The following is a 26831-nucleotide window of genomic DNA, read 5'->3' as shown; positions in this document are numbered from 1 at the left end:
CAACTATAAGTCTTTACTTATACACAACCCAATAATTATTGATTTTTGTTAATCCTCCGGTGCGCATAGTGTGTGTCTCGCGACTGTCATGAAACATTTGGTCACGCGCCGACTCGGATCCAGCGGGTTGAAGAACGCAGCAATCGGCTCAAGGGAATTTCCAAGTGATAAAAAAGATCCTGATCGCCAACCGGGGTGAGATTGCCGTACGAATCGTGCGTGCCTGCGCCGAGATGGGCATTCGCTCGGTCGCGGTTTACTCGGACGCCGACCGCCATGCGTTGCACGTAAAACGTGCTGACGAAGCCCACAGCATTGGTGCCGAGCCCCTGGCCGGCTACCTGAACCCGCGCAAGCTGGTGAACCTGGCCGTGGAAACCGGCTGTGATGCGCTGCACCCCGGCTACGGTTTCCTATCGGAAAACGCCGAGCTGGCAGACATCTGCGCCGAACGTGGGATCAAATTCATCGGCCCGTCGGCGGAAGTGATCCGCCGCATGGGCGACAAGACCGAAGCGCGCCGCAGCATGATCAAGGCCGGCGTGCCAGTGACGCCCGGCACTGAAGGCAACGTTGCCGACATCGCTGAAGCCCTCACCGAAGGCGACCGCATTGGTTACCCGGTGATGCTCAAGGCCACCTCCGGTGGCGGCGGTCGCGGTATTCGTCGTTGCAACAGCCGCGAAGAACTCGAACAAGCCTTCCCTCGCGTGATCTCCGAAGCCACCAAGGCATTCGGCTCGGCGGAAGTGTTCCTGGAAAAATGCATCGTCAATCCCAAGCACATCGAGGCGCAGATCCTCGGTGACAGCTTCGGCAATGTGGTGCATTTGTTTGAGCGCGACTGCTCTATCCAGCGCCGTAACCAGAAGCTCATTGAAATCGCCCCAAGCCCGCAACTCACCCCGGAACAGCGCGCTTACATCGGCGACCTGTCGGTGCGCGCGGCCAAGGCCGTGGGCTACGAGAACGCCGGTACCGTGGAGTTCCTGCTCGCCGAGGGCGAGGTGTACTTCATGGAAATGAACACCCGGGTGCAGGTGGAACACACCATCACCGAAGAAATCACCGGCATCGACATCGTTCGCGAGCAGATCCGCATCGCCTCGGGCCTGCCGCTGTCAGTGAAACAGGAAGACATCCAGCACCGTGGTTTCGCGTTGCAGTTCCGTATCAACGCCGAAGACCCGAAGAACAACTTCCTGCCAAGTTTCGGCAAGATTACCCGTTACTACGCGCCCGGCGGCCCCGGCGTGCGTACCGACACGGCGATCTATACCGGCTACACCATCCCGCCGTTCTACGACTCCATGTGCCTGAAACTGGTGGTGTGGGCGTTGACCTGGGAAGAAGCCATGGACCGCGGCCTGCGTGCCCTGGACGACATGCGCCTGCAGGGTGTGAAGACCACCGCCGCCTACTACCAAGAAATCCTGCGCAACCCGGAATTCCGCAGCGGCCAATTTAATACAAGCTTTGTGGAAAGCCACCCTGAGCTGACCAACTACTCGATCAAGCGCAAACCCGAAGAGCTGGCCCTGGCCATCGCCGCCGCCATCGCCGCCCACGCAGGCCTGTGAGGAATATTCCAATGTCTAAAAAAATCTTCGTAACCGACACCATCCTGCGCGACGCCCACCAATCGTTGCTGGCGACCCGCATGCGCACCGACGACATGCTGCCGATCTGCGACAAGCTCGACAAAGTTGGCTACTGGTCTCTGGAAGTTTGGGGCGGCGCAACCTTCGACGCCTGCGTACGCTTCCTCAAAGAAGACCCGTGGGAGCGCCTGCGCCAGCTGCGTGCCGCGTTGCCCAACACCCGCCTGCAGATGCTGCTGCGCGGCCAGAACCTGCTGGGCTACCGCCACTACAGCGACGACGTGGTCAAAGCCTTCGTCGCCAAGGCTGCCGTGAATGGCATCGACGTGTTCCGCATCTTCGACGCGATGAACGATGTGCGTAACCTGCGCGTGGCTATCGAGGCGGTGAAAGCCGCCGGCAAACACGCCCAAGGCACCATCGCCTACACCACCAGCCCGGTGCACACCATCGAAGCCTTTGTGGCCCAGGCCAAGCAACTGGAGTCGATGGGTTGCGACTCGATCGCGATCAAGGACATGGCCGGCCTGCTGACCCCGTACGCCACCGGTGAACTGGTCAAGGCGCTGAAAGCCGAACAAAGTCTGCCCATCTTTATTCACTCCCATGACACGGCCGGCTTGGCCGCGATGTGCCAACTCAAGGCCATCGAAAACGGTGCCGACCACATCGACACGGCGATCTCCAGCTTCGCTTGGGGCACCAGCCACCCGGGCACCGAGTCGATGGTTGCCGCCCTCAAAGGCAGCGAATTCGACACCGGCCTCGACCTGGAACTGCTGCAGGAAATTGGCCTGTACTTCTACGCCGTGCGTAAGAAGTACCACCAGTTCGAAAGCGAGTTCACCGCCGTCGACACCCGCGTGCAAGTCAACCAGGTACCGGGCGGGATGATCTCCAACCTGGCCAACCAGTTGAAAGAGCAGGGTGCTCTGAACCGCATGAGCGAAGTGCTGGCCGAAATCCCACGGGTACGGGAAGACCTCGGCTTCCCGCCGCTGGTGACGCCGACCTCGCAGATTGTCGGCACCCAGGCGTTCTTCAACGTGCTGGCCGGCGAGCGCTACAAGACCATCACCAACGAAGTGAAGCTCTACCTGCAAGGCGGCTACGGCAAGGCGCCGGGCACTGTGAACGAAAAACTGCGTCGCCAGGCCATCGGCAGCGAAGAAGTGATCGACGTGCGTCCAGCCGACTTGCTCAAGCCGGAAATGACCAAGCTGCGCGGCGAAATCGGTGCGTTGGCCAAGTCCGAAGAAGACGTGCTGACCTACGCAATGTTCCCGGACATCGGCCGCAAGTTCCTCGAAGAACGTGACGCCGGCACCCTGACGCCCGAAGTGCTGCTGCCGATTCCGGAAGCCGGCGGCGTGGCCCGTGCCGGTGGCGAAGGTGTACCGACTGAGTTCGTTATCGACGTACACGGCGAAAGCTACCGCGTCGATATCACCGGTGTCGGCGTCAAGGCCGAAGGTAAGCGCCACTTCTACCTGTCCATCGATGGCATGCCGGAAGAAGTGGTGTTCGAACCGCTCAACGAGTTTGTCAGCAGTGGCGGCAGCAAGCGCAAGCACGCCACCGAGCCCGGCCATGTCAGCACGGCGATGCCGGGCAACATCGTCGACGTGCTGGTCAAGGAGGGCGACGTGGTGAAAGCCGGCCAGGCCGTGTTGATTACCGAAGCCATGAAGATGGAAACCGAAGTGCAGGCTGCGATTGCCGGCAAGGTCAGCGCCGTTCATGTGGCCAAGGGCGACCGGGTAAACCCTGGCGAAATACTGATTGAAATCGAAGGCTGATTAACAGTCTTCGAGGCTAACGTTTAATCCTCGGGGGGGCAGGTGCCCCCCTTTTTTTTCGCCTGCGTATTGAGGGCGTGCTCGGTTAACTGTGGCTTGCCTGCGATGGCCTCGACGCAGTGCCTGATACTGCGAGGTGCCTGCATCGCAGGCAAGCCGGCTCCCACAACAAAGCACGTCTGTCTTGACTGCCCGGCGGGTTTAAAAACTCATTTTCCACTGCCCCATCAGGCCTTGGCTGCGGCTGTTGGTACCGGCTTGGGCGCTGTAGGTTAGACCGACGCTATGTTGTGTCGACAAGGCAAGGTCCAGGCCGGTTTGCAGGTCCAGGCTGTTACGGTCCAGAGACGTACCTGTGATGGTGAACGCGTCAATGAGCGGCGCAGCGCGAGAGGATTGGCGTACTTGGCTTTCGACTTCGCCGTAGAGGTGTTTCCAGCTCGTACTCAAGTGTGGTGTGAGGCTCATCCGGTTGTCGAAGTGGTACACCGTGGCCAGGCGCAGGCCGAAGGTGCTGCTCAGGTTTTTCTGAGTTTGTGAGCCAACGTTCAGCGCGGCCAGGCCACCTGTTTCCTTGAAGCTGTCGCGGTGATAGCGCTGAAACCCAAGGCCTGCGAAGGGCTCCATGTACAAGTCTTCACTGCCCAGTAGATAGCCCAGCTCGGAGAACACGGTTTGGCTTTGGGCGTTGTAGTTGCCCTTGAGCTGCTCCTTGTATTCAAACAGGGTGACGTTGCGCTTGTTCTGCCCGGTATGGTCGCTGTAGACCGCACCCAGGCGCAGGGCCAACGGCCCATCCTGACGCACGGCGTATCCACCCAGGTGCCAGCTGTCCAGGTCGGCGGAAAAGCGTTTTGCGTCAAAGTGGCTGGTGGATTTTGCGCCCATCACACCTACGCGCCAGGCGTGATCCAGCGCCCAGTCGGCGCCCAGCAACAAACCTTGGGTGCCATATTTCAGACCGGCGCTGCCGCGTTGTTTGTCGAGGCTGGCGTCGTTGCCAAGGCCTTGCGCCCAGAAATGTCCGTTGTCGTCAGTGGGCAGGGTGCGCAGGGTTGAGAGCAGTTGGGTACCGAGCTGCTGCGTGGCGTTTTGGGTGGCGGCAGCCAAGTTGGCATTCTGGCTGCCGGCTAACTGTTCGAGGATGGCGCCGATCCCACCGGGGTGTTTGCTCAACGTGTCCGTGAGTGTCTCTAAGTCCTTGAGGTCTTGCGAGTCCAAATCATCAGGCTCCAGCAAGCCCATCAACGCAGGTTCCAGAACCTTCGCGATTTGCAGGCCATTGTACGAGGTGGCCTGGCCGGTAAGGTCCCCTTTGACCGGTGCTGCTTGCTGTGGGGGCTTTTGCAGCCAGTTGTCGTCAATCGCGTCGTAGGGGTGAGATGTGTACGGCGCGTACTCGATATCGCCTCGCGCCTGTGCGTAGGGAAGGCTGGTGGCGCTGAGCGCAAGGGCCAGGACAAGGGCAAGTCTGTGATGTGTAAAGGGCATGTAATCCCAACCTCTGATGAGTGAGGCCGGGAATTTAGCGAGATGGCGAGGTGATAACTGTCAGGTCATCGACCCCTGTTTTGCGGGAGTTGTCTCTAGTACGGCGCGATTAAAAACGCATCAGCCATTGGCCTGTCAGCGCATGGTTGCGGCTGTTGCTGCCCTGTTCGCCGGTGTAGCCAAGGCCCAGGCTGTGGCGGGCCGACAAGCCGACGTCCAGCCCGGCTTCGAGCAGCAGGCTGTTGCGGTCCAGGGCGCTGCCTTCGACGTTGAACGCCGTGCCGCCAGCCAGGAAAGCCTGGCGCGTGTTGCTGTCGACATCACCGTAGGTGTGCTTCCAGCCGGCGCTCACGCGTGGCGTGAGGCTGATGCCGTTGTCCAGCTGGCTCAGGTGCGCCAGGCGCACACCGAACGTGCTGCTGAAATTATCCTGGGTCTGGCCGTCGACATGCAGCGCGGCGGCGCCGCCTTTTTCGTTGTAGCTGTCACGCTGGTAGCGCTGGTAGCCGAGGTTGGCAAACGGCTCGGCACTCAGGCGGCCACTGCCCATGGCGTAACCCAGTTCGGCGAAGGCTTGCTGGCTGTTGGCGTCATAGTCGCCTGTGGGGCGGTCGCTGAAACCGTTGAAGGCCACCGTGCGCTTGCTGTCGCCCTGGTGCCCGCTGTAGGCCGCGCCCAGGCGCAAGGCCAGCGGCCCGTTTTGGCGCAGGGCGTAGACGCCGGCGTGCCAGCTGTCGACACTGCCATCGACACCGGTGGTGTTCAGGTCGGTTTTCGAATAGCCACCCAGCACGCCCACGCGCCAGTCGCTGTCGAGCGCCCAGTCGGCGCCGAGCACAGTACCTTTGGTACGTTGGGTCAGGCCATTGCTGCCGTGGTCGCCGTCGAGTTTGCCGTAGCTGCCGATGCCTTGCAGCCACAGACGGCCACGGGCGTTCGGGTCGTTGAGGTTGCGTGCTTGCGCGGGTACACCAGTGGCGGCGAGCACGGGTGTGTCTTTTTGCTCAAGCCCGACCAGCAAGCCTGCGCCGCCGCCTAGCTGGTGCATCGCCGCCAGCATGCTGCTGCCCACTTGGGCACTGGCACCGAGGGTGGCGCTGGTGAGGTTGGCGGTGCTGCTGCCGGCCAGTTGCTCGATGGCTGAGCCTGCGGTGGCCGTGGTGGTATTGAGCAGGGCGTTGTACAGCGGGTTGTTCTTGCCCAGCCCCGCCAGGCTGTTGGCCGCGCTGGCACCGTTACTGGTGCTGGCGAACTGGCTGAAAGCGATGTCATTACGGGCGTACGTCAGGCCGACTTGGGTGGGGCTGTAATCCAGGCTCGGGGTCAAGAAGGCATAGTCGCTGGTGACCTTGCCAAAGGTGCCGTTGATGCTGGCGGCTTGCAGCACGGTGTAGTGGCTTTGCCAGGGGTATGTGCCCTCACCGGGGTTGACCGCCAAGGTCGCGCCATTGAGGTTGGCCGTGCCGCCGACCTTGATCGGTGCGCTGCTGCCGTCGGCGTTCACACCATAGGCCAGGGTCGCACCGCTGCCCAAGGTCAGGTCGCGGGTGATGGTCGCGGTGCCCAGCGCCGTGTTGGTCTGCAGCGTGCCATTGACCACCAGGCTGCCCACCGTGCCGCCACCGGCATAAATACCGCCGGCATCGACCGTCACGTGACCGGCAATGCCGCCTTGGTTGATCAGCTTGGCGCCACTGAAAATCTCGCCGCCATCGCTGAAATCGCCGCTGCCGGTGAGGGTCCAAGTGCCTTGTTTCACGTCCAGCCATTCGAAGTTGCGGCTGTCACCGAAACTGCCGCCGGCGGCGTCATCCATGCTCAGTCGGTCATAGCCGGCGCCGCCGTCCACCAGCCCGACAAAGCGGCTGCCGCCGAGCAACACCAACGTGTCATCGCCGCCGCCCAGATCCAGGGCCAGGCCGTTGCTGCCGCTGATGGTGCCGCCGTTGATCACGGTGTCGGCGAAGTTGCCGACGAACTTCACGCCAAAGCCGTTCAGGCCTTGGATGGTGCCGTGGTTTTCCAGCGTGGTGGCGGCAAGGCCCGGGCCGTCGCTGCCGTCGTCCACCAGAATCGCGTTATTGGCGCCGCTGACCAACGCGCCGCCGGCGTTGTACACATAGCCGCCGCCCAGGGCGATGCCTTCACTGCCGTTGGCAAAGCCGTTTTTGTCGACGCCACCGGCGCCGATGCCTTGGATGATTCCGTAGTTTTCGACATGCGCGATTTTGTCGATGTCCACGCCATCGCCGTCGCCGTCCGGTTGCAGCCCGGAGTAGGCGCCGGTGATGGTGCCGTGGTTGATCACCGTGCCGTCGCCATCAGAGCCAAAGCCCGAACCGTTGCGGCCGATCACCGTGCCGTAGTTGGTCAGCGTCGCGCCCAGGTCGGTGGTGATGCCGTGGCGGCCACCGGAAATCAGGCCATAGTTGGTCACCGTCACGCCGGTGGCAGAGTCGACATCGACGCCGTCGAATTTGTCGTCGCGCGAGAACGTATCGCCGGTCGAAATCTCGCCATCGTTGGTGATGCTGGCGTTGGCGCCGGTCTTCATGCCGTCACTGGCATCGCCACGAATCAACCCGCCTGCGCGGTTGATGATAGTGGTCGTGACGTTGGCGCTGCGGATCGCATCCAGGTCCAGCCCTTGGCCGGTGGCCGAGCGAATGGTGCCGCTGTTGTCGATCAACAATCTGCCGCTGGCAAAGTTGCTGTTGATGCGCAGCGCGTCGTTGGCGCCCTGAATCACGCCACCCGCGAGGTTATAGAGGCTGTAGTTGCGCGCCCCGGTGATCGTCCCCGAACTGTCGATACCACGCCCGCCGGAGGAGACCAGCTTGCCCGCGTTGGTGATCACCACGCCCGCGCCGCTGGTGCCATCCTTGAGCGTGACGGCCACGCCGGGCGTGGTAATGCTGCCCGGCCCCGAGGTCGTCAACGAATCACTGCCGGTCAGGGTTTGCGCCGTGGTGGTCGGTGTGTCGATCTGCAAGGTTTTGGTCGGCGTGGGCGCCGCCTCAGCGAGACCGCTGGCCAATAAAGTGATGGCGAGTGCGAGGCGGTGGGGCGACGGTGGCATGGCAGACGACCTTGTTATGGAAACGAGTCGACCTGTATAGCGGAGGGGGATTGCAGGAGTGTGTCGGGGAGATGACAGGGGGTAATCTGCAATATAATGCAGATATCCGTGCTTGTTTGATCTCGCAACTGCATTACATTGCAGTTTTTCCGTCAGCCTCCATTGATACGAGAAAGTTGCTGCCTTATGACGATGAGTATTGATGAGCGAATGCTGTTGATGGATAGCACTCTGGAGGGACTTTCTGAAGGAACTATAGAGATCGGTGAAGCAGTTCGCCGTCTACGTGTCGAGGTGACGGCATTGAATCAAATTAAGTTTGCGCGAATGTGCAAAATCTCGGTGCGTACTTTGGTGCATATCGAACAGGGCGAGGGAAATCAGACGTTGAAGTCGCTGAATGCCGTGTTCCGCCCCTTTGGATGGAAGATGGGTGTGATGAAGGTTCGCAGAAGTTTGTAGGAAAAGGAGTTATCTGCGTTTATCGTCTCCTTGGGCGTTTGTATCCCTTCATGGCTCACCTATAGTTCAGTCGTCGCCGAATTATCGGTGACCGACTTTAGCCGGTCGGGAAAAAATGATGCACAAGCGCCCGTTCAGACGTGGCGCTTTTTGTTGCCTGGCAGTTTTGTCTATGGCGGCTGTGCGCGGGACACCTTCGGGTGTGCCGGGTTTTTCATTTTTCCCGGTCGGCTAACCCTCGTACAGCTGCCACCTAATTTGTTTAGCCGCAATGGGTGGTCGTTTTCATTTAAATAAATGAGATAGAGCCATGCCTACCTACACCCCGCTAGACAGCAATATCAGCTGCAATCCCGTTTTCTTCATCAATGACGACGTCGAAGCCTGTGAGTTGTTTGAAACCACCACTCAGCGCATTCAGGCGGCCCGCGATCTGCTCAATAGCATCACCTGTTTAAGTACCGAGTTGGCCGAAGGCGCTGACCTGCAACATGTCGCTTCGGCAGCGCATCTGTTGTTGCAGGATGGGTGTGATGCCTTGAAGGCGTTGGGCTGGAAGGTGGGTAAAGGCGGCTGAGCCCAAAGCTTGGAATCGCTGAAATCTAATGTGGGAGTCGGGCTTGCCCGCGATGGCGGTGTGTCAGCCAGCATCTGCAGTGCTGACCGGCCGCCATCGCGGGCAAGCCCGGCTCCCACATTAATCTAGAGTGTTTTGCAACGTCAGGCTCGGCACTCGGCCAGTGTTTTCAGTTGGCCGGAACCACTCTGGTTCGCCTGCGACAACCACTCCTCAAACCCTGCCCCAACCGTCGGCCATTCCGAATCCAGGATCGAATACCACGCGGTATCGCGGTTCTGCCCTTTGACCACCATGTGCTGGCGGAACACGCCTTCAAAACTGAAGCCCAAGCGCTCCGCCGCGTATTTGGAGCGGGCATTGCCGTTGTTGCACTTCCATTCCAGGCGACGGTAGCCCTGCTCGAACGCGTACTTGGCCAGCAGGTAGACCGCCTCGGTGCTTTTCGGCGAGCGCTGCATCGGTGCGCCGAAGGTGACGTGGCCGATTTCGATGCGGCCCTGGGCCGGGACGATGGACATCAGGCTGAGGATGCCCTGCACGTCGCCGCTTTGGCGGTCGATCACGCTGAAGAAATACGGTTCGCTGTGCTGGGCATGGTTGTTGAGCCAGGCATCGAACGCGGTGCGTTCGGCAAACGGGCCGTAGGGCAAATAGTCCCAGAGCTTCGGGTCGGCGCCGGGGCCTTCGAGGGCTTGCCACAGGCCGTCGCCATGGCGCGCGGGGTCGAGTTTTTCCAGGCGGATAAAACGCCCTTCGAGCAGTTCAACGGTGGGCGCTGGGACGCCTTTCCAGTCGGCGGGTGAGATAGGCATGCTGCGCTCCTTAAAGACCTTTGCGAAATTGGATAAAGCCAGGACGTTCGGCAATGCGTTCGTAGAGTTGGATCGCCGTGGCATTGGTCTCGTGGGTCAACCAGTGGACCTTGCAGCAACCATCGGCCTTGGCGGTGGCGTAGACGAATTCGATCAGCTTGCGGCCCACGCCGGTGCCGCGTTGGGCCGGGTCCACCAGCAGGTCCTGCAGGTAGCAGGAATTCTCGATGCTCCAGTTGGAGCGGTGGTAGATGAAGTTGACCATGCCCACCGCCTTGCCGTCCTGCCAGGCCAGGGCCGAGTGGGTCGGCTCGTTGGCATCGATCAAGCGTTGCCAGGTGCTTTGGCTAACGGCGTCGGGCAGTTCGGTGTTGTAGAACGTCAAGTACGCCTGCCACAGCGGCAGCCACGCGGCGTGGTCGGCGGCAGTGACCTGGCGGATGTCGATCTGGCTCATTCTGAAGCTCCTTGGGGAATAAAGCGCGCGAGGGTCTGGTCGCGCACATCGATGCTGGCAGCCAGGCCCTCGCGCACGCCGTTGATATCGGCTTGGCTGCGGTTCTGGCTGAGTTTGCGCTTGCCGATCAGGCGCTCGATGGGCAGGGCGAAACCGACGATGGCCTTGAGCATGCCGTCAATGTAGTCGGCCGGGGCGTCGCTGACTTTCCACGGCTGGGCGCGGCCGCCTTCGTGGCGATCGGTGAGTGCCGTGACCAAGGCGAGTAAACGCTCGGCGTCGGTAAATACTTCTGCCTTGCCGTACGCATGCACCGCGATGTAATTCCAGGTCGGCACCACTTTGCCGTGCTCGGCCTTGGCCGGGTAGAACGCCGGGCTGATATAGGCATCGGCGCCGGCAAAAATGACCAGGGCTTCGCTGCCGTTTTGCAGGTCACGCCACTGCGGGTTGGCTTTGGCCAGGTGCCCGTAAAGCGTACCGTTCGGGCCTTCATCAGGGTTCAGCAGCAGCGGCAAGTGGCTGGCTTGCAGGCCTTGCTCACCAAAGGTCACCAACTGCGCCAAGCGCGCGTGCTGGATCAGCTGGTGCAGTTCGGGCAAATCGTCGAGAGCAAAAGCGCGGGGTCTGTACATGGAAATATTCCTTGGCGAATGCCTGCATCCTAGGCAGGCTAATGGTTCGTTGTAAGAGCCATCTAGCGCCAATTTCATAGGTCCAATATGCCGTCGATCTCGCCGCCACTGTCATTCAACCCCGCAGGTATCGAGCTGGATCGCCGCCAGGGGCTGACGCGCCAGCTGTATGACGCCTTGCGCCAGCGGGTGCTGGATGGGCGGCTGGTCAGCGGCACACGCTTGCCCGCCACACGTGACTTGGCGGCGGCGCTGTCGATCTCGCGAAACAGTGTGGTGCGCGCCTACGATCAGCTGTATGCGGAAGGGTTTATTGAGAGCCGGGTCGGCGATGGTACTTATGTAGCCCAACTGCCCACGGCAAAAAAACTATCCACAAAACTATCCACAGGGTTTTCAACAGGCTTATCCCCAACCTTATCCACAAAGTGGGCGGATTTGCCGGAAGATCTGGACAGTGAAGTTATCCACAGCGCGGGTTTGACGCGGGTAAAAAATAACCACCTGTCCCTGCCTCCCTCGGGGCCGCCTCGGGCGTTTCGTGTGGGTGTGCCGGCCTTTGATCTGTTTCCGTTTGAGGTATGGGCCAAGCTGAATGGGGCATTCTGGCGCAAGCCTGACTTGCAACAGCTCTGCTACGGTGACCCGGCAGGTGACGGCCGTCTGCGCGGTTTGATCGCCGCTTACCTGCGCAGCTCGCGAGGCATGCAGTGCACCGCTGAGCAAATTGTGATCACCTGCGGCGCGCAACAGGCAATTAGCCTTTGTGCACAGTTGCTGGTAGAGCCCGGCGATGGGGTGGCGGTGGAGAATCCGGGCTATCGTGCGGCAGGCCACGCGTTCGCTTTGGCCGGCGGGCGATTGCAGGGTGTGCCGGTGGATGGCGAGGGCATCGACTGCCAGGTGCTAAACACGCTCAAGGATTGTCGTGTGGCGTATGTCACGCCGTCCCATCAATACCCATTGGGCGTGGTAATGAGCCTGGCGCGACGTTTGGAATTGCTGGCCTGGGCCGAGCGTGCAGGCGGCTGGATCATCGAGGACGACTACGACGGCGAATACCGCTACAGCGGCGCGCCTCTGTCACCTTTGGCGGCGCTGGATCGCAGTGGGCGAGTGCTGTACGTCGGCACCTTCGGCAAGGTGGCGTTCCCCGCCTTGCGTCTGGGTTACCTGGTACTGCCGCAAGGATTGGTGGACGCCTTTACCCGCCGGCGCGCCGTGGACATGCGCCATTCCGAAGTCAGTACCCAGGCGGTGATGGCGGAGTTCATGGCGGCCGGGCATTTCCAGCGGCACATTCGCCGGATGCGGCGTGCCGCATTGAGCCGACGCAACGCCTTGCTCGCCGGTTGGCCCAGTGGCTTGCCAGGTGTCGGCGAACTGCCCAGTGTCGCCGCCGGGCTGCACTTGACGGTGCGCGTGGACAGCTTGGCGCGCGAGCAGCAATTGCTGGCCCAGGCGCATGCGGCGGACGTCGAGGTCAACGGTTTGAGCAGCTATTGGCTACCCCAATCCACCACGCCCGCCGATCAGCGTGCCGGGCTGGTGCTGGGCTTCGCCGCGGTGCCTGAGGCGGACATCGCCCTGGCGCTGACGCGCTTACGGCAGGCATGGGGCACCCGCCGTTCGCCTATCGGTTCAGGTCCCTGACTTGATCTTGGTCCAGGCCCGCGTCCGGGCTCGTTCCGCGTCACGCCCCAGTGGCTTGAGGGTGTAGAGCGTGTTCATGGCGGCTTCGGTCGGGTACAGGTTGGGGTTATTGCGGATCGCCGGGTCGACCAGTTCGGTGGCGTCCTTGTTCGGGTTGGGGTAGCCGACAAAGTCGCTGACCGGTGCGATCACCTGCGGTTGCAGCAGGTAGTTGATAAAGGTGTAGGCGTCCTGCGGGTTTTGCGCGCCCTTGGGAATGGCGAGCATGTCGAACCAGATCGGCGCGCCTTCTTTGGGCAGGCGCATGTCCACGGTCACGCCATTTTTGGCCTCTTTGGCGCGGTTGGCGGCCTGGGAAAAACTGCCCGAATAACCAACAGCCACGCAGATGTCGCCGTTGGCGATATCGGCCATGTATTTGGACGAGTGGAAGTAGGTGATGTACGGGCGGATCTTCATCAGCAGCGCTTCGGCCTTGACGTAATCCTTGGGGTTGCTGCTGTTGGGGTCCAGGCCCAGGTGCTGCAAGGCCAGGGGCAGGATCTCCGAAGGTGAATCCAGCAACGCCACACCGCATTGCTTGAGCTTGCTGATGTTCTCTTCCTTGAAGATCAGGTCCCAACTGTTTACCGGCGCGTTATCGCCCAGCGCTGCTTTGACTTTGGCCGGGTTGAAGCCGATGAGGATGGTGCCGTACATGTAGGGCACGGCAAATTTATTGCCGGGGTCGTTAGCCTCGATCAGCTTCATCAGCTTGGGGTCGAGGTGGTTCCAGTTCGGCAACTGGCTGCGATCCAATGGCTGGAACACGCCAGCTTCGATCTGTTTGGCCAGGAACACATTGGAGGGCACCACCACGTCATAGCCGGAGTTGCCGGTGAGCAGCTTGGCTTCCAGGGCTTCGTTAGTGTCGAAGATGTCGTACACCAGCTTGATCTTGGGGTTCTGTGCCTTGAAGTCTTCAAGCGCCTTGGGCGTGATGTAATCGAACCAGTTGTAGACCTTCAGGGGTTTCTCTTCGGCGTGGGCCGCGCCGCCGATAACCGCAGCACAGAGGACGAGCGACTTGAGCATGTTCATTGGGCGGACTCCTCAAAACCTTCGAGCACGTTGACGGCGTTGATGCCGATTTCTTCCACGGCGTAGCCACCTTCCATCACAAACAGCGTCGGCTTGCCCAGTTGGGCGATGCGCGCACCCATCGCCAGGTAGTCGGGGCTGTCGAGTTTGAACTGTGAAATGGGGTCGTCCTTGAACGTGTCCACACCCAAGGACACCACGATGACATCGGCGCCGTAGCGCTCGATCTCCCGGCAGGCTTGCTCTAGGGCTGCGCTCCAGCGCTCCCAGCCGGAACCTGCGGCCAGCGGATAGTTGAAGTTGAAACCAACGCCTGCGCCTTCACCCAGCTCATCGGCGTAGCCCAGGAAGAACGGGAACTCCGCCTCCGGGTGGCCGTGGATCGAGGTGAAGAGCACGTCGCTGCGGGCATAAAAAATCGACTGGGTGCCGTTACCGTGGTGGTAATCCACATCGAGGATCGCGACTTTTTTATAGCCTTGGTCGAGAAACGCCTGGGCGGCAATCGCCGCGTTGTTGAGGTAGCAATAACCGCCCATCAAATCGCTGGCGGCGTGATGCCCAGGCGGGCGACACAGGGCAAAGGCGGCGTTGGCACCTTGCGCGATGGCCTGCTGTGCCGTGAGCGCCACTTGCGCCGCGCTATACGCCGCTTGCCAAGTGCCGGCGGTAATCGGCGCGCCGCCATCAAAGCTGTAATAACCCAGCTGGCCGTGCAGGCTGGTGGGGATTACCCGGCGCAAGGTGCGGGCGGGCCAGGTGTAGGGCAACAGGTCGCCGTCCTTACCGAATTGGGTCCAGCGCTGCCAGGCACCTTTGAAAAAGTCGAGGTAGTCGCGGCTATGAATGCGGTGCAGCGGCGCCAGGCCAAAGTCCTGCGGCGCCTGCACCGGGCCCAGGTCGCGGTCCTTGACCCGTTGCAGCACATGGTCGGCGCGCGAGGGCATTTCGAAGCAGGGCATCAGTTGCCCGTCCATCAATTCGCAACGGCCGTGATGCAGGTGGTGATCGTCCGAGTAGATCGTCAGCATTTGTTGTTCTCCGCAGGCTGTATCAGTGGATGCAGTCTTGCGGCGGATGCGGTTTATGAGAATGGCAGGAGCGGCCAAAAGGGGATGAATATGGCCAAATTGTCTGTCCGAAATTCGCCCCTCAATGGGGCATCATGGTCGAAATTGGCTCGGCGCCACGCCGCTCCAGCGCACAAAGGCATGCCTGAAACTGGCGGTTTCACTGAAGCCCAACAGCTCGGAAATTCGATAGATCGGCAGTTCATCGGCGCCCAGCAACTGTTTGGCGCGTTCAAAGCGCAGGTCGTCCAGCAGCCCCTGATAGCTGCAACCCAACTCATGCAGGTGTCGGCGCAAGGTGCGCGGTGAGCAGTTCATCTGCTCGGCCAGCCCATCAACACCTGGCGCGGCGTGCAGCTGTGCGCTGAGCAATTGGCGAACCCGTTCCAGCCACGCCTGGCGCCCGGTGAACTCGGTGTTCTGTTTGCGGCAGCGTTCGGCGATTGCCCGGTGGGTGATGGCATCCGCCAACGGCAGCGGGTGGTCGAGCCAGCGCCGATCGAAAGCGAACCCATTGGCGTGGGCTGAAAATTCCAGCGGGCAGTCGAAGTACTCTGCATAACGCCCCTGATAGTCGGGGCTTGAGTATTCAAAACGCGCGCGCAGCAGCGGTAGAGGCTGGCCGAGCAGGTCGTCACAAATGACTTTCAGCGAGACCAGGCACTGCTCGACATTGAACGCAGCCAGCGCGGGGGCCTCGCGGTAATCGCTGGCGGTGAACCAGATGCGTTGGCCGTCTTGCTCCAGGCTCAATTCAAACAGTGTTCCCAGTAGCGCCGGGTAGCGCAGCGCGAGGCGCAAAGCGTCACCGAAGGTGGCACTGGTGAGCAGGGCGTAACCGAGCATGCCATAGGACGACACATGCATGCGTCGCCCCAGTTCCAGGCCAACGTCCCGGCGCAAGGCCACTGCGTTGGCACACACGCGCATCTCTTGGTGGGTGGTGATACGTGTGTCGGCGCGCTGCAGGTCGGCGCTGCAGATGCCGCTGCCGGCCAGCAACGCTTCGAAGGCCACGCCTTCGGCCTTGAAGGTGTCCAACACCCGCGAGACGGCATTGAGGGTAGTCAGGTGTGAATGCAGCATGCTGGCTCCAGCCCGGGTTTACCTGGCTGGAGCAAGTTATATGCCGTTACCGCAGGCGCCTGTTATTCGGGCTTAAGGCGGAAAAACAAGCGCTTGGCTTGTGTCAGGTTAATGGTACTGCGGTAGAACGCGACTCGTTGCTGTGCGTTGAGCCCTTGAACATCATCAGCCGCCGTGCCCTGTGCTTGCTCTTGTGGGGTTTTCAAGCGGGCGGATAAAAATCTATCGGCCGGTGCGTCGGTGCTTGAGTAATGGAAATGCGCATACCAGAGGGTTGTGCCGGTGGTCTCATCGGTGAGGGTGTACTCATCCAAATAATCTTTCTTGGCACTTTTGAGACGGTGCCGCTTTACGGTTTTTTTGATAGTGATGACGTTGTTGTTCTTGAGCCATTCAACACCTGACAGGGTGGGCGCCTGTTGCATGATCATCTTCTGCACCTGCTGTTTGGCTTGCTCGTAAAGCGCTTGAGCTGCGGTGTCGAGTTGTTTGCGCAGCCTGGCTGCCGACGGCTGGTGGCTTTCCGTGACATTGGCTTGGGTCAGCGCATCTTCGATGGCCTGATCGGCCTTCTCAAGCACTTGGGCATGTTGATGAAACATGTGTTCGATGCCGATGGGTGTGCGCGAGGGTTTGTTTATTTGCTCATCGGCACGCGCCTGAAACGTAGGCAGTTGGTCCAATAACGCTTGGCCGTTGGCCAGACTGGTTTCAATGGTAGGTGCGGCGGGTGCGGGCGTGGTGTGGCCCTCAATGTGCTCGACCCACACTCCTGGGGTTTTCTCATGAAAGGTGGCCAGGGTCTTATGGGTCAGCGGAGACTTGATATCGACAAATTCGGTCTCCAGACCCACTGCGGTCAAGCGCGGCTCGCCTATCAACACACCGTTGAAGCGTGTGTGAATGAACTGTTTCACTGCTCTTGGCGGTGTAGGCGGCGGTGTGGGGCGGATGCGCCGGTGCTCCTGCTGAACGTGCAGAGGCGCAAGTTCGGCGGTGGCCCTATCAGCGAAGCTGCGGAGCATTTCACGCAGGTTTCCAACAGGCGCGGTCAGGGTTTGTTCGGAATAGTCCTCAGGAAAATCCTGCAGGCGCTCATCAATGAATTGGAATTGCTCGACCAGGCTGCTCAACGTTTCAATACGCTCGTCCAAACGTACTTCGCTACGTTCTTGCAGGGCGTCACGCAGGGTCTGCACGGCAAGGTCTGCACCATCGACAATGTCGCCGATCAGGGTCCAGGCCGCAGGTTCAGTAGTGATGGAGTGCGGTTGCAGGCATAAATTTCGCGCCAGCGTCACTTTCAAGGCTCGAAGGTCGTCGCTGGTGTAGGTGGGCAGCCGGCTTTTGCTGCTCTGAATCATGTGCAAGCCTTGGCGTGCCAGGGGCCGTAGCTCAGCGAAGCGCGATTTTGCGTAATCCAGGCGCATGATGATGTCGTCACTCATGTCAGTGACTAATCGCGCGTCCGCTACGCGGCTTGCCTGGCTTGATGCTGACGGGGTTTCGAGCTGGTCCAAGACGGTATTGAGTTGCGGAGTGAACGTGGTTTGCAGCTCTCTGAGGCCCGCCTCGTTGAGCTCCATTTGCGCCTTTACATAACCCAGCGCTGTTTTCTGAAAGTCAGCGACCGGGGTAAAGACATGCAAGGTCATCAGCTGTTGTCGTGCCTCTTCGTAGTCCGAACGTTGACTGTCGAGTTTACCCAGGTAGGCCTGGCGTTTGGCCTGGGCCTGGGCCGAAGTGCTGGGGCCTTCGGTCATGGCATCGAAAGCCTGTTGCAGGTCGCGCTGTGCAACTTTTTTGGTGGTTTCGAATGCTGCCAATTTTGTGCGTAGCTCAATGGCCTTGGCCTTTGCCTCCTCCAAGGCGCTTTTCTGTGTGCTTTTACGCCCGCCACCGCGCAGGCGTAACCGGGTGTCGATGAACCACTCGCCCTTGGCACTGTTAATCAGCGGTGGTCCCGTCCGATTGGGCTGCTTGGGGTCGACGATAACGACGGTATCGTCGCCGTCCAGCGTCACTTCAAACCAGCGTGTGCCCACTGGGGCGTAGTAGTGGTTTTCCAGCAGATAAAGATGTCGGTATGCACTGCCTTCTGCGGTGATGACTGCGGGCAGGTCAGTGGGTCTGTCAGTGTTGAAACTGTCCAGCAAGGTCGCCAGGCTGCTGGCGGTACGAGTGAGCGCGCCACTGTTGTTCAGTGCGAGTTCGTGACCAGAAGGCGCCTGTTCTGTGGTGCGCGTAGGTAATTGCTCTACGGTAACCGGCTTTTCAGCGGGGAGATGAGGTGTTTGTGGCTCAACCTTAGTAGAGGCCGCGCCAGGATGGGCACGGGTGGCGACATGTAAGGTGATGGCCATGCCCAGGTTGAGCAATACATCGGTAAGCGCCGACCATTGCGCTTGCTGTTCGTCGTGTTCATGTGCGTCGACCAGCGTTTGCACTTGATCGACGATCTGCCAGATCCAGGCCCCGGTGCCGGCGATACGGCCCAAAAACGGCAAGGCTGAATTGAAGATCAGCCAGCCGGCCTGTTTGAGCGTGGCCCAGCGGTTTTCGGCATTGGAGACCGATTGGCGGTCCGCCAGCTCGACCAGTGCCTGGGCGTTGGCATCAAACAACGTGGTGAACGGATCGTCGTTGAGGGCTTGTTGGCCAAGGCTCATGGGGCCGGTGAAGGTCCAGAGCTTGTCAGGTTCTACCAGAAGATCGGCCACGGCCCAAGGTGACGGCAGGTCGCCGGGAAATACGTAGTTGGTGTAATCAGAGCGCACCGAGTCCGGCAGCCAGGCGAGCACCGAGTTTCGTAGATCCCGAGACTGTGCGATGGCGTACAGCAGGTTTGCCTGTGACGGATATTGAATCAGCACCGGATCGAACAGCGGGCGATACAGCAGGCAGGGACCGGCTTCGGCATTTTGTGGGCCGATGACGTACATGTTGCTCACCACGTCCTGGACACTGGGCTGCCGACGTTTGGGCACAAAGGCCAGATACCTGATGACGATGGCTTGCCCGTCGACATAACGGTCGCTGGCGTCAGCTCGCATGACGGCGGCCACATAGCGATAGCCACGCTCGTCGATCCCGGCTTCTTGGCGGATTTTGTATTGCAAAGCCAGCAGCGGCAGTTGGATGCGCAGGTGTTGGGTGTACAAGATTTTACGCCGCGCCGATTCGGCAGCGTCGTCTATCAATTTGCGGTGTATCAGTGCGGGGTAGGCGGTGCCGATATCGACTTGGGCAATGAGCGTTTTCACGTAGTCGACGGTCAGCCACACAGGCAGGGCTTTGCGCGTGTGCATGCGCAGGCTTTGGTTACCGACGGGCAACGCGATCAGGTTTTGCAGGGCCAGATCGGCCAGGCTGAAGGTGGTGGTTTCGAACTGCCCCGGGACTGTGAACAAGCCCCAGACAATCAGGCTTTTGATCTCGATGGTCAGGGTGTCCAGGGGCAGGTTCGCAGCGTCGGGATGTTCCTTGATGATCTGAGCCTTGAGCCTGTCCTGAGCGTACCGTTGGATAGAGGGGATGTCGTCCTGGTAGGTTTTTCCCGCATTCAGGCTGTTCAGCGCGGCCAGGTCCTTGAGATGCCGTGAATAAAACGCCTGGTCCGACGTGGAGGCCTGGGCGAGCCAGTCCGGCAGTGATTGCTGATACCACGCAAGATCCGGCCCCTTGGGAGTTACCTGTCCAGGCGTCCCCGCCAGTGCGCCCAGTGGGTGTGTGCTCGGCGTGGCCGACGTGCCAGGGGAGGTGGTGGTGAGAGCGTCGATTTGCAATGCGACCAGGGAGCAGGCCAAGTGCTCGAAAAAATTCTCGGTGGGTTCGTACAGTTGCCACTGCAGGCGCTCATAGGGTACGGGCTGGTACACCAGCGTCGCCAGGTACTCGCCCAGTTGATCCAAGGTGGCGAATTTTTTGTATCCATCGAGCGAGTGGCAGAGGATGACGGGTTTCCCCGCGGACTGCCCCAGCAGCACGGCGATAAATACCTGTGGGGTGTGGGTGACTTTGGTGCCGCTCATAAGGTCAACGTCGATCATGCATGCGCGAAGCTGCAGTGGATCGTCGGGCTTTCGGTTCGCCGGTGTGGGAGAGAGGTACAAACTGCGAGCCAATTGACAGTCTGCGTCGGTCCACTCGTCCACGTGTTGCACATTCCAGGCTTTGCGCAGTGTATTGGCAAGTTCTCGCCAGCGAGGGCCACTGCCGTTGCTGGTGTTCCAGAAAACCACCAGCTGTTCCTTGAGCGCCTGGAACAGGACGGGTGCCAACCTGTTGATCGTGTTGGCGACTTCAACAATGCGTACCGGCAAGTTAACTGCAGGTTCGGTCAGCGGGAGCCGGGTGAGAAAATGTTCGCCTTCGATGCACAGCGTCGGCACTTGCCGCACGGCTTGCCTGGCCAGCACAGCGCTGAGGGTTTGATAATGCGCGGGGGCAGAGATGATCTTGTCGTCGACGAGCTCCCAGGCCGGCGTACCCAGTACAGTGGTATCCGGGTTGATATGCAGGTCTGGATACTGTTTGTCTAACGCTTCGCGCAGCAGTTCGCCAGCAGCCTCCGTTATCGAGGGACCGACACACAGCTGGGTGATCAGCTTCTGTGTGATGTCTTCGGACTCTGCATCCTGCGTGGTGGTGCTTGGAGTGGTCATGGTGCATCCCTGTCTTGCCGATTGATGGGAACAACCCGGTAATTACGCTCGGGGTTTCCATGCTAGAAAGCGGCAAGACGGGATGGGAGGTACTTATCTAGGGTGCGAGTCCGTACCCAGGTCCAGCTCCACCAAGCGGCGGATTTCGTGTGTGGCAAGGCCTGCGCCGATCAACGCATGGAGCTTGCCGAAGGCTGCTTCGCGGGTCATGCCGCCGCCGGACAGTACGCCAACGCCGCGCAAACGGCTGCCGGCTTCGTACACATCCAGCTCCACGCCGCCTTCATGGCATTGGGTGATTGCCACCACTGCAATCCCTTTATCCCGTGCGCGCTGCAGGCCGGCGAGAAACGCCGGGTTGTCGCTGGGCCCTGTGCCGCTGCCAAAACATTCGAGGACCAACGCCTGGATGCCACTGTCGATCAACGCATCCAGTTGCTCGGCGGCGATGCCTGGTACCAGCGGCAATACACCGACGTTGGCCAGGGCCTTGGGTTGGCGATAATCCAGAGCTGCTGGAAGTGCATCGGCCTTGGCTGCGCCACCGTTGCGTTGCAGTGCGGCAAATGGATGGCGGCCGAAGCTGCGGATTTTTGCGCAGCGGGTCGGCGCCATCAGCGCGCCGTGGAAGTACAGGTGCACGCCCGGTGTCAGGCCTTCGCCCAAGGCTTGCAGGGCGCCGCTGACGTTTTCCCAGGCATCGCTGTCGGGCACGCCAGCGGGCAACATGGAGCCGGTGAACACCACCGGTGCCGGCAGGCCCAGCAATTGGAAGCTCATGGCCGCTGCGCTGTAGGCCAGGGTGTCGGTGCCGTGCAGGATCAGCACCGCGTCGCAGCCCTCGTCCACGGCCTCGATCACGGCGACGCGCAGGCGCTGCCAATAGGCCGGGGTCATGTTGGCGCTGTCAATCAGTGGCGACATTTCGCGAAAGCGCCAGGTGGGCACTGGCAGGTTGGCAAGCTGTTCGCGCATGCGCGCTTCAAAACCCGACGCAGGCGCCAGGCCGTTGGCGCTGGCCTGCATGCCGATGGTGCCACCGGTGTAGAGCACCATCACGTTGTTAGCTGGTTGCATTGAACAATCTCCTGAACGAAAAACGCCGCCGGGCCCTGAGCATGCCCAAGGCCGGGCGGCGTGTCATCTATCTAGGCTTACGACGCTTAGCGTTGCGCTTGAGCGTTGAGTTCGGCCGATGCTTGAGCGCCAGGCTCAGGCTTCGCCGGGTTCGCAGGCCAGGCCTTGCGGTCCAGGTCCAGGTCAGGGAACTGGCTGGAGTCGAACACCGGGGTCTTGATGCCCGCTGCGCGCTGGTTGTCGTAGTCATTCAGGATGCGCATGGCGATCTTGAACAGGAACGCCAGGGCGAACAGGTTGACGAACGCGAGCATGGTCATGGTGATGTCGGCGAAGGCGAACACGGTGCCAAGGTTCTCGATGGAACCCCAGAAAATCAGCACCAGCACCAGTGCGCGGTAGCCCATCAACACCTTGCGGTTGTTGCCGACCAGGAAGCGCAGGTTGCTCTCGCCCAAGTAGTAGTTGTACATGATCGAGGTGAATACGAACAACGCCAGGGCCACCGAGATGAACATCCGGCCCCAGTCGCCGACCACGGCCGCCAGGGAGTTCTGGGTCAGGGCAATGCCGTCGCCTTCAAAGCCTGGGGTGTAGAAACCGGAGAGCAGGATCAGCAGCGCGGTGCAGGTGCAGATCACGAAGGTGTCGAGGAACACGCTGAACGCTTGCACCACGCCTTGGGCGATCGGGTGTTCTACCGAAGCCACTGCGGCCACGTTAGGCGCACTGCCCAAACCGGCTTCGTTGGCGAACACGCCGCGCTTCACGCCCATGATGATCGCGCTGCCTACCAGGCCACCGAAGGCTTGGTCGAGGCCGAACGCGCTCTTGACGATGGTCGCGAGCATGGCCGGCACGTGGTCGAATTGCAGCACGATCACGTACAGGGTCACAGCGATGTAGACCAGGGTCTTGACCGGCACCAGCAGGTCGGCAATCGAGGCGATGCGCTTGATCCCACCGATGAACACCAGGCCCAGCAATACGGCCAGCGCGAGGCCGGTGTAGGTGGTGTCGAGGCCGAAGGCGTTGTTCAGCGAGTGCGTCACGGCGTGGGCTTGCAGGCCGTTGAAGGCGAAACCGAAGGTCACCAGCAACAGGAACGCCATGACCATGCCCAACCAGCGTTTGTGCAGGCCGTGCTGAATGTAATAGGCCGGGCCGCCACGGTAAGTGCCTTCAGCGTCAGTGCGCTTGTACAGCTGGCCGAGGGAGCATTCGATAAAGCTCGAAGACATGCCCACCAGCGCGGTGACCCACATCCAGAACACGGCACCCGGGCCACCCAGGGTCACGGCAATGCCGACACCGGCGATATTACCGGCACCCACGCGGCCGGCCAGGCTGAGCATCAGCGCCTGGAACGAACTGAGTTGGCCGGCGCTGCTCTTCAGGCTGTCTTTAAACACCGAGAACATGTGGAAAAAGTGACGCAACTGTACGAAACGCGAGCGGATCGTGAAGTAACCGCCGAGCCCGACAATGAGCACGATCAGTACTTTCCCTGAGAGGAAGTCGTTGATGACTTCGAGCATGGAGTGTTCCTCGCTGATTTTTCTAATGGCAAACGCAGGACGGTTCGACGCATCGCTCAGCACCAGGCAGTGCACGACGCTTCGACCCAATCCTTTTGCGGGTGTTGTTATTCATGCGGTTTCGCGCTGTATCCGGGCCTCGTTACCGACGGCCGCAGACGCGAAGAGGGGCGGCACTATACCTAGGCGAGCGTGATCCGTCTGCACGGGGCGATTAAAGGTTTCAGCCAAGCTGTTGCAGGCAAGGAGGGTTTGCAGGGCGATATTGGAGTTTTTATGCGCGTCATTTCACAACCTGGAGGCAAAAAAAAGGGCCTGAAGAACGAGCCTTCAGGCCCTCAAAAGGTGAGAGGTGTCTAGTCCCTCATCCTGGTGAGCAGTGCAACAAACGTTAGGCCTTCAGCGGGACCAAACGTGGGGCAATCATGTTTTCGGGGCGCAGGATGTCGTCGAGCATGGCGTCGTCGAGCAAGCCTTCTTCGCGCACCAGTTCCAGCACGCCGCGGCCGCTTTCAAGGGCGATACGGGCGATGCGGGTGGCGTTTTCATAGCCGATGTACGGGTTCAGCGCAGTCACCAGACCGATGGAGTGCTCCACCAGTTCGCGGCAGCGCGCTTCGTTGGCGGTGATGCCGACGATGCAGTGTTCGCGCAGCATGTCCATGGCGCGTTGCAGCAGGCGGATCGAGTCGAAGATCTTGAAAGCGATCAGCGGCTCCATCACGTTCAGCTGCAGTTGGCCGCCTTCGGCAGCCATGGTCAGGGCCAGGTCGTTACCGATAACTTGGAACGCGACTTGGTTGACCGCTTCCGGGATCACCGGGTTGACCTTGCCGGGCATGATCGAGCTGCCTGGCTGGCGTGCCGGCAGGTTGATCTCGTTGATGCCGGTGCGTGGGCCGCTGGACAACAGGCGCAGGTCGTTGCAGATCTTCGACAGCTTCACCGCAGTACGCTTGAGCATGCCGGAGAACAGCACGAAGGCGCCCATGTCGGAGGTGGCTTCGATCAAGTCGGCAGCCGGTACCAGCGGCTGGCCGCTGATCAGGGCCAGGCGCTGTACGGCCAGGGCCTGGTAACGCGGGTCGGCGTTGATGCCGGTGCCGATGGCGGTGCCGCCCAGGTTAACTTCGGTCAACAGCTCCGGAGCCAGGGTTTTCAGGCGGGCCAAGTCTTCACCAAGGGTGGTGGCGAAGGCACGGAATTCCTGGCCGAGGGTCATCGGCACGGCGTCTTGCAATTGGGTGCGGCCCATTTTCAGCACGTGGCTGAACTCGACGCCTTTGGCGGCGAACGCCTGGATCAGGCTGTCGAGGCTGGCGAGCAGCGCGTCATGGCCCAGCAGCAGACCCAAACGGATCGCAGTCGGGTAGGCGTCGTTGGTCGACTGCGCCATGTTCACGTCGTTGTTAGGGTGCAGGTACTGGTACTCGCCCTTGTTGTGGCCCATGGCCTCCAACGCGATGTTGGCGATGACTTCGTTGGCATTCATGTTGGTTGAAGTGCCAGCGCCGCCTTGAATCATGTCCACCACGAACTCTTCGTGGAAATCGCCGCGGATCAGGCGGGCACAGGCTTCGCTGATGGCAGCGTGCTTGGCTTCGCTGAGCTGGCCCAACTCGCGGTTGGCGTCAGCGGCTGCCTGCTTGACCATTGCCAGGCCGACCACCAATTTCGGGTAATGCGAAATCGGAACGCCCGAGAGGCGGAAGTTATTCACCGCTCGCAGGGTTTGGATGCCGTAATACGCTTGAGCAGGTACTTCAAGTACGCCAAGCAGGTCTTTTTCTGTGCGGAATGATGCAGCGGAGGACATGACGGAAATCATCTCGATATGGACCCGGAACTGGCCGGAACGCTGCGAATGCTAGGCTTGTGGGAGTTTTTGGGCCAATGCTGTTAAACACTGGCCTATGCACAAACGGCATAATGTAGGTGTGACCCAGCTATCATGACGGGCGTGTGTGCCAAAATGGTGCGTACCCGTGGGAGGAAGTGATGAACCTTGAGAGCAAATGGCTGGAAGACTTCAGCGCCTTGGCGGCTACCCGCAGCTTTTCCCAGGCGGCGGAGCGGCGCTTTGTCACTCAGCCGGCGTTCAGCCGACGTATCCGCAGCCTGGAGGCCGCACTGGGCCTGACCTTGGTCAACCGCTCGCGCACGCCAGTCGAACTGACGGCGGCGGGGCAACTGTTCCTGGTCACCGCGCGCACGGTGGTCGAACAGCTCGGTGAAGTCCTGCGCCATTTGCATCACTTGGAAGGCGGTCAGGGCGAGGTCATGCAAGTGGCGGCGGCCCACTCCCTGGCGCTGGGCTTCTTCCCGCGCTGGATCGCGCAACTGCGCAACGAGGGCCTCAACATCGCCACACGGCTGGTCGCCACCAACGTCGGCGACGCCGTGCACGCCCTGCGCGAAGGCGGCTGCGATTTGATGCTGGCGTTCTACGACCCCGACGCGGCCTTGCAGATGGACCCGGAGATCTTCCCGTCGCTGCACTTGGGCAATACCGAAATGCTCCCGGTGTGCGCCGCGGATGCCGAGGGCAAGCCATTGTTCGACCTGGAAGGCGAGGGCAGTGTGCCGCTGCTGGCCTACAGTGCCGGTGCATTTCTCGGGCGCTCGGTGAACCTGTTGCTGCGTCAGCGCGCCCTGCGGTTTACCACTATCTATGAGACCGCCATGGCCGACAGCCTCAAGAGCATGGCGCTAGAAGGGTTGGGCATCGCCTGGGTGCCGCAACTGAGTGTGCGGGCAGAGTTGGCCCGAGGCGAGTTGGTGGTGTGTGGCGGCCCGCAATGGCACGTGCCGCTGGAGATTCGCCTGTATCGCTGCGCGTTGGTGCGTAAGGCGAACGTGCGGTTGTTGTGGCGCAAGTTGGAAGGTGGGGCGGCGCAGAGTCCTCCCGTTGAGCGCGGTTAGTGTGGGCGCTGGCTTGCCTGCGATGCGCGCACCTCGGTACATCAGGCATATTGAGGTGATGCTATCGCAGGCAAGCCAGCTCCCACATTGATCCCGTTCCCATGGTTTATCGGCGGTGTTTTCGCTGACCTGAAAGTCAATAAAACCGCCGGTTTGCACGGCTAGACAGATGGTCATTCCAGGGGCTGTTTATCTGAATTATTACGGTATACTGCGCGGCCTTCGGCCGGTCCAACCGGCCAAATTTCGTACAACAAGCCACGCCGGATTTCCCGCGTGGCTTGTTGTTTTTTGACGCGCCTGCGGGCGCCCAGAGAGAAGAGGCACGACGATGAGTGCATTGGTTGGCGTGATCATGGGCTCCAAGTCCGATTGGTCCACCCTTAGCCACACCGCCGATATGCTGGAAAAACTCGGCATTCCGTATGAAGTGAAAGTGGTCTCTGCCCACCGCACCCCGGATTTGCTGTTCCAGTATGCCGATGAAGCAGAATCCCGTGGCATCGAGGTGATCATCGCCGGTGCCGGCGGTGCAGCGCACCTGCCAGGCATGTGTGCGGCCAAGACCCACCTGCCGGTGCTCGGTGTGCCGGTGCAGTCGTCGATGCTCTCGGGTGTGGATTCGCTGTTGTCCATCGTGCAGATGCCCGCCGGTATTCCAGTGGCCACCTTGGCGATCGGCAAGGCCGGCGCGATCAACGCGGCTTTGCTGTCCGCCAGCATCCTGGGCGCCAAGCACCCGCAGTTCCACGCGGTGCTGAAAAAATTCCGTGCTGAGCAGACAGACAGCGTCCTGGACAATCCAGACCCACGCATCGCCTGAGG

General features: G+C 60.8%; 19 protein-coding genes. 7 read left to right on the top strand and 12 right to left on the bottom strand.

The window, feature by feature from the left end; genetic code table 11:
* The first annotated feature begins 164 nt into the window (after positions 1-164).
* Positions 165-1580 carry an acetyl-CoA carboxylase biotin carboxylase subunit gene (locus KZH41_RS00560; protein ID WP_003213442.1) on the top strand — a complete coding sequence of 472 codons (1416 nt, stop codon included), beginning with the start codon at positions 165-167 and terminating at the stop codon, positions 1578-1580.
* Between the two features lie 11 nt (positions 1581-1591).
* Positions 1592-3400 carry a sodium-extruding oxaloacetate decarboxylase subunit alpha gene (gene oadA / locus KZH41_RS00555; RefSeq protein WP_094949010.1) on the top strand — a complete coding sequence of 603 codons (1809 nt, stop codon included), beginning with the start codon at positions 1592-1594 and terminating at the stop codon, positions 3398-3400.
* Positions 3401-3601: 201 nt separating this feature from the next.
* Here oadA and KZH41_RS00550 read toward each other — a convergent pair whose 3' ends face one another.
* Both KZH41_RS00550 and KZH41_RS00545 read right to left on the bottom strand, forming a co-directional pair.
* Complete coding sequence (locus KZH41_RS00550; RefSeq protein WP_242153546.1) at positions 3602-4891, bottom strand: autotransporter domain-containing protein; 1290 nt, start codon at positions 4889-4891, stop codon at positions 3602-3604.
* A gap of 109 nt (positions 4892-5000) precedes the next feature.
* A complete protein-coding gene (locus KZH41_RS00545) occupies positions 5001-7970 on the bottom strand; it encodes an autotransporter domain-containing protein (protein ID WP_263274203.1) in 2970 nt (989 codons plus the stop codon).
* A gap of 186 nt (positions 7971-8156) precedes the next feature.
* Between KZH41_RS00545 and KZH41_RS00540 the strand changes: the two genes are divergently transcribed.
* Both KZH41_RS00540 and KZH41_RS00535 read left to right on the top strand, forming a co-directional pair.
* The gene (locus tag KZH41_RS00540) at positions 8157-8432 is read left to right on the top strand and encodes a helix-turn-helix domain-containing protein (RefSeq protein WP_263274202.1); all 276 of its coding nucleotides are present in this window, start codon (positions 8157-8159) and stop codon (positions 8430-8432) included.
* A gap of 310 nt (positions 8433-8742) precedes the next feature.
* Complete coding sequence (locus tag KZH41_RS00535) at positions 8743-9009, top strand: hypothetical protein (RefSeq protein WP_263274201.1); 267 nt, start codon at positions 8743-8745, stop codon at positions 9007-9009.
* A gap of 143 nt (positions 9010-9152) precedes the next feature.
* Here the strand turns inward: KZH41_RS00535 and KZH41_RS00530 are convergent, their stop codons facing one another.
* The 3 genes from KZH41_RS00530 to KZH41_RS00520 are packed head-to-tail and all read right to left on the bottom strand — an operon-like array spanning position 9153 to position 10916.
* Positions 9153-9824 carry a GNAT family N-acetyltransferase gene (locus KZH41_RS00530; RefSeq protein WP_242153539.1) on the bottom strand — a complete coding sequence of 224 codons (672 nt, stop codon included), beginning with the start codon at positions 9822-9824 and terminating at the stop codon, positions 9153-9155.
* A gap of 10 nt (positions 9825-9834) precedes the next feature.
* The gene (locus KZH41_RS00525; protein WP_094949005.1) at positions 9835-10281 is read right to left on the bottom strand and encodes a GNAT family N-acetyltransferase; all 447 of its coding nucleotides are present in this window, start codon (positions 10279-10281) and stop codon (positions 9835-9837) included.
* The gene (locus KZH41_RS00520) at positions 10278-10916 is read right to left on the bottom strand and encodes an FMN-binding negative transcriptional regulator (protein WP_094949004.1); all 639 of its coding nucleotides are present in this window, start codon (positions 10914-10916) and stop codon (positions 10278-10280) included. The genes KZH41_RS00525 and KZH41_RS00520 overlap by 4 nt, the downstream gene beginning before the upstream one ends.
* An 87-nt stretch (positions 10917-11003) precedes the next feature.
* On the opposite strand from KZH41_RS00520, the gene KZH41_RS00515 reads away from it, so the two are divergent.
* Entirely contained in the window at positions 11004-12569 is a 1566-nt protein-coding gene (locus KZH41_RS00515; protein ID WP_242153535.1) for a PLP-dependent aminotransferase family protein, read from the top strand.
* On the opposite strand, the gene KZH41_RS00510 is transcribed toward KZH41_RS00515, so the two are convergent.
* From KZH41_RS00510 to aspA, 7 genes are all read right to left on the bottom strand, one after another.
* Positions 12558-13649: a polyamine ABC transporter substrate-binding protein gene (locus tag KZH41_RS00510; protein WP_242153533.1), complete on the bottom strand. Its 1092-nt coding sequence runs from the start codon at positions 13647-13649 to the stop codon at positions 12558-12560. The two genes, KZH41_RS00515 and KZH41_RS00510, sit on opposite strands and share 12 nt — an antisense overlap.
* A complete protein-coding gene (locus tag KZH41_RS00505) occupies positions 13646-14680 on the bottom strand; it encodes a histone deacetylase family protein (RefSeq protein WP_242153531.1) in 1035 nt (344 codons plus the stop codon). Before KZH41_RS00505 ends, KZH41_RS00510 begins: the two co-directional genes overlap by 4 nt.
* Before the next feature lie 132 nt (positions 14681-14812).
* A complete protein-coding gene (locus KZH41_RS00500) occupies positions 14813-15805 on the bottom strand; it encodes an AraC family transcriptional regulator (RefSeq protein WP_263274200.1) in 993 nt (330 codons plus the stop codon).
* Between the two features lie 62 nt (positions 15806-15867).
* Positions 15868-20469 (bottom strand): hypothetical protein, encoded by a 4602-nt coding sequence (locus tag KZH41_RS00495; RefSeq protein ID WP_263274199.1) that lies wholly within the window; start codon positions 20467-20469, stop codon positions 15868-15870.
* Between the two features lie 93 nt (positions 20470-20562).
* On the bottom strand, positions 20563-21546 hold the full coding sequence (locus KZH41_RS00490) for an asparaginase (protein WP_263274198.1): 984 nt from the start codon (positions 21544-21546) through the stop codon (positions 20563-20565).
* 86 nt (positions 21547-21632) lie between these two features.
* Positions 21633-23084 (bottom strand): alanine/glycine:cation symporter family protein, encoded by a 1452-nt coding sequence (locus KZH41_RS00485; protein WP_094948997.1) that lies wholly within the window; start codon positions 23082-23084, stop codon positions 21633-21635.
* A gap of 391 nt (positions 23085-23475) precedes the next feature.
* Positions 23476-24900 carry an aspartate ammonia-lyase gene (aspA, locus tag KZH41_RS00480; RefSeq protein ID WP_053258714.1) on the bottom strand — a complete coding sequence of 475 codons (1425 nt, stop codon included), beginning with the start codon at positions 24898-24900 and terminating at the stop codon, positions 23476-23478.
* A 182-nt stretch (positions 24901-25082) separates the two neighbouring features.
* On the opposite strand from aspA, the gene KZH41_RS00475 reads away from it, so the two are divergent.
* Both KZH41_RS00475 and purE read left to right on the top strand, forming a co-directional pair.
* Positions 25083-26006: a LysR substrate-binding domain-containing protein gene (locus KZH41_RS00475; RefSeq protein ID WP_094948996.1), complete on the top strand. Its 924-nt coding sequence runs from the start codon at positions 25083-25085 to the stop codon at positions 26004-26006.
* Between the two features lie 331 nt (positions 26007-26337).
* Positions 26338-26829: a 5-(carboxyamino)imidazole ribonucleotide mutase gene (gene purE, locus KZH41_RS00470; protein ID WP_003195648.1), complete on the top strand. Its 492-nt coding sequence runs from the start codon at positions 26338-26340 to the stop codon at positions 26827-26829.
* The last annotated feature ends 2 nt before the right edge of the window (positions 26830-26831 follow it).

The organism is Pseudomonas sp. YeP6b, from assembly GCF_025642995.1.
In the GTDB taxonomy this organism is placed as follows: Bacteria; Pseudomonadota; Gammaproteobacteria; order Pseudomonadales; family Pseudomonadaceae; genus Aquipseudomonas.
The sequence above is the reverse complement of the archived record's forward strand: the minus strand, read 5'-3'. Positions and strand labels throughout refer to the sequence as shown.

Coding starts and splice junctions, on each gene's coding strand:
- KZH41_RS00550 (WP_242153546.1), bottom strand. CDS start 4,891: ATGCCCTTTACACATCACAGACTTGCCCTTGTCCTGGCCCTTGCGCTC.
- aspA (WP_053258714.1), bottom strand. CDS start 24,900: ATGTCCTCCGCTGCATCATTCCGCACAGAAAAAGACCTGCTTGGCGTA.
- KZH41_RS00540 (WP_263274202.1), top strand. CDS start 8,157: ATGACGATGAGTATTGATGAGCGAATGCTGTTGATGGATAGCACTCTG.
- KZH41_RS00510 (WP_242153533.1), bottom strand. CDS start 13,649: ATGAACATGCTCAAGTCGCTCGTCCTCTGTGCTGCGGTTATCGGCGGC.
- KZH41_RS00515 (WP_242153535.1), top strand. CDS start 11,004: ATGCCGTCGATCTCGCCGCCACTGTCATTCAACCCCGCAGGTATCGAG.
- KZH41_RS00500 (WP_263274200.1), bottom strand. CDS start 15,805: ATGCTGCATTCACACCTGACTACCCTCAATGCCGTCTCGCGGGTGTTG.
- oadA (WP_094949010.1), top strand. CDS start 1,592: ATGTCTAAAAAAATCTTCGTAACCGACACCATCCTGCGCGACGCCCAC.
- purE (WP_003195648.1), top strand. CDS start 26,338: ATGAGTGCATTGGTTGGCGTGATCATGGGCTCCAAGTCCGATTGGTCC.
- KZH41_RS00530 (WP_242153539.1), bottom strand. CDS start 9,824: ATGCCTATCTCACCCGCCGACTGGAAAGGCGTCCCAGCGCCCACCGTT.
- KZH41_RS00485 (WP_094948997.1), bottom strand. CDS start 23,084: ATGCTCGAAGTCATCAACGACTTCCTCTCAGGGAAAGTACTGATCGTG.
- KZH41_RS00525 (WP_094949005.1), bottom strand. CDS start 10,281: ATGAGCCAGATCGACATCCGCCAGGTCACTGCCGCCGACCACGCCGCG.
- KZH41_RS00535 (WP_263274201.1), top strand. CDS start 8,743: ATGCCTACCTACACCCCGCTAGACAGCAATATCAGCTGCAATCCCGTT.
- KZH41_RS00495 (WP_263274199.1), bottom strand. CDS start 20,469: ATGACCACTCCAAGCACCACCACGCAGGATGCAGAGTCCGAAGACATC.
- KZH41_RS00490 (WP_263274198.1), bottom strand. CDS start 21,546: ATGCAACCAGCTAACAACGTGATGGTGCTCTACACCGGTGGCACCATC.
- KZH41_RS00475 (WP_094948996.1), top strand. CDS start 25,083: ATGAACCTTGAGAGCAAATGGCTGGAAGACTTCAGCGCCTTGGCGGCT.
- KZH41_RS00505 (WP_242153531.1), bottom strand. CDS start 14,680: ATGCTGACGATCTACTCGGACGATCACCACCTGCATCACGGCCGTTGC.
- KZH41_RS00520 (WP_094949004.1), bottom strand. CDS start 10,916: ATGTACAGACCCCGCGCTTTTGCTCTCGACGATTTGCCCGAACTGCAC.
- KZH41_RS00545 (WP_263274203.1), bottom strand. CDS start 7,970: ATGCCACCGTCGCCCCACCGCCTCGCACTCGCCATCACTTTATTGGCC.